This is a genomic window from Sinomonas sp. G460-2, assembly GCF_047759905.1.
In the GTDB taxonomy this organism is placed as follows: domain Bacteria; phylum Actinomycetota; class Actinomycetes; order Actinomycetales; family Micrococcaceae; genus Sinomonas.
This window is the reverse complement of record NZ_JBKZWT010000464.1, coordinates 1-2,112: the sequence shown is the minus strand read 5'-3', so window position 1 is coordinate 2,112 and position 2,112 is coordinate 1. Positions and strand designations below refer to the sequence as shown.

At 68.8% G+C, this 2,112-nt stretch carries 2 protein-coding genes; both read right to left on the bottom strand.

Going from position 1 to position 2,112, the window contains the following annotated elements; translation table 11 throughout:
- Positions 1 to 117 precede the first annotated feature (117 nt).
- Positions 118 to 1,347 (bottom strand): ABC transporter permease, encoded by a 1,230-nt coding sequence (locus ACLN58_RS21475; RefSeq protein ID WP_415857244.1) that lies wholly within the window; start codon positions 1,345 to 1,347, stop codon positions 118 to 120.
- Positions 1,344 to 2,112 (bottom strand): ABC transporter ATP-binding protein (locus ACLN58_RS21470; RefSeq protein WP_415857243.1); only part of this gene is annotated, 769 nt, incomplete at its 5' end. The genes ACLN58_RS21475 and ACLN58_RS21470, both read right to left, overlap by 4 nt.

Sequence of the window (2,112 nt, the reverse complement as noted above, 5' to 3'; positions counted from 1 at the left end):
CCCAGCCGGGAGCGGGGGCGTCGAACGATTCGGTCGGGCTCTCGACGCTGGCGAATTCGGCGGTGCGCTCGTTTTCGGAGGTGCGCTCAGACATGTGCGGCTCTCTCATGGTGGGGGCTACTCGTAACGGAGGGCGTCGATGGGGCGAAGCTTCGCGGCCTTGTTGGCCGGGTAAATGCCGAACACGAGCCCGATGCCGGCGGAGACGAGCACGCTCAGCCACACGGTCCACCACTGGACCTCGGGTCGGATCCCGGCGATCGTGAAGCTCGAGGCACCGAATCCGATGAGGATTCCGACGATCCCACCGAGGATCGAGATGATGAGCGACTCGACGAGGAACTGCATCACGATGTTCCCCCGCGTGGCCCCGATCGCTTTGCGGATGCCGATCTCGCGCGTCCGCTCGGTGACGGTCACGAGCATGATGTTCATGACGCCGATCCCTCCCACGAGGAGGCTGATTCCGGCCACGGCGCTGAGGAGGATCGTGAGCGTCTGGGTGGTCGTCGTCGCGGTCGAGAGCACCTGCGCCTGGTTGCGGACCTGGTAGTCGCGGTTCGCGCTCGTCACGTTGTGCCGCGCGTCGAGGATCTGCTGGATCTCATTCTGCGCCTGCGTCATGACGTCCGCGCTCTTCGCCTGGACCTGGATCGAGGAGAGGCTCGGCGAATAGCCCGTGAACTTGTCCTGGGCCGTGGTGTACGGGACCATCGCGACGTCGTCGGGGTCGTTGAGCCCGCTCGTGCCCTTGGATGCGAGCACGCCGACCACCGTGAAGTTCTGGCCGTTGAGGGAGACGGTCTGGCCCACGAGGGTCGAGACGTTGCTCGCGAGGTCGATCGCTACGCTGTTGCCGAGCACCACGACAGCCTGCCCGGAGTCGCCGTCGTCGAGGAGCCGGCCCGCCGAGACGGTGAAGTTCGTGATCCCGAAGTATGAGGGCGAGGTGCCGAGCGTGGACGCGACCGAGTGGGTCGAGGAGCCGAGCGTCGCCGTGACCGACTGCGCCTGGATCACGGGTGCGGTCGTCGCGATGTCCGGCGCGAGCACGGGGTCGTTGAGCGACTGCTGGTCCGCGAGCGTCAGGTTCGTGGACTGCGTGCGGGCCCCCGTCGCGCTCCCGCCGGTCGAGCGGCCGCCCGTCGAGACGGCGCGGTTCACCGTCAGGACGTTCGTGCCGAGCTTGGCGATCTGGTCCCTGATCATGTTGGACGTCCCGGCGCCGACGGCGAGCAGTGTGATGACGGCGCTGATGCCGATCACGATTCCGAGCGTCGTGAGGACCGAGCGCATCTTGTTCGCCGAGATGCCCGAGAGCGCGAAGCGGACCGCCTCGGTGATCATCGCGCGCCTCCGGACAGGTGGTGCACGGGGGTCTGCGCGGTGTCCGACACGACGTGGCCGTCCTGCATGCGCACCACGCGCTGGGCGCGCGCCGCGACCTCGGGCTCGTGCGTGATCATGACGATCGTGCGGCCGCGCGCGTGCAGCGACTCGAACAGGTCGAGGATTTCCGCCGACGAATGCGTGTCGAGCGCACCCGTCGGCTCGTCCGCGAGGAGGAGCACGGGCTCGGTCACGAGGGCCCGCGCGATCGCGACGCGCTGCTGCTGCCCGCCGGAGAGCTGCGAGGGCAAGTGCCCCGCGCGCGCCGAAAGGCCGACGGCGTCGAGCGCCTCGAGCGCGAGCGCGTGCCGCTGGCGCCGGGGCACCTTGCGGTACGCGAGCGGCATCGCGACGTTCTCGACGGCGCGCGTGCGTGCGATGAGGTTGAAACTCTGGAACACGAAGCCGATCTTGCGGTTGCGGATCTGGGCGAGCTGGAACTCGTCGAGCTCGCCCGTCTCGATGCCGTCCATGAAGTAGCGGCCGGAGGTCGGGGCGTCGAGGCAGCCGATGATGTTCATCATCGTGGACTTGCCGGAGCCCGAGGCGCCCACGATCGCGACGAACTCGCCGCGTTGAATGGTGAGGCTGACGCCGTCGAGCGCGCGGACCTCGGCCTCGCCCTGCCCGTAGACCTTGCGGATGCGGTTGAGGGCGATGACGGGACGTGGCGGGCGGCGGGCGGCTGGCGCCGCCCAGGCCTCACTTGCCGGTGCCGGTGTT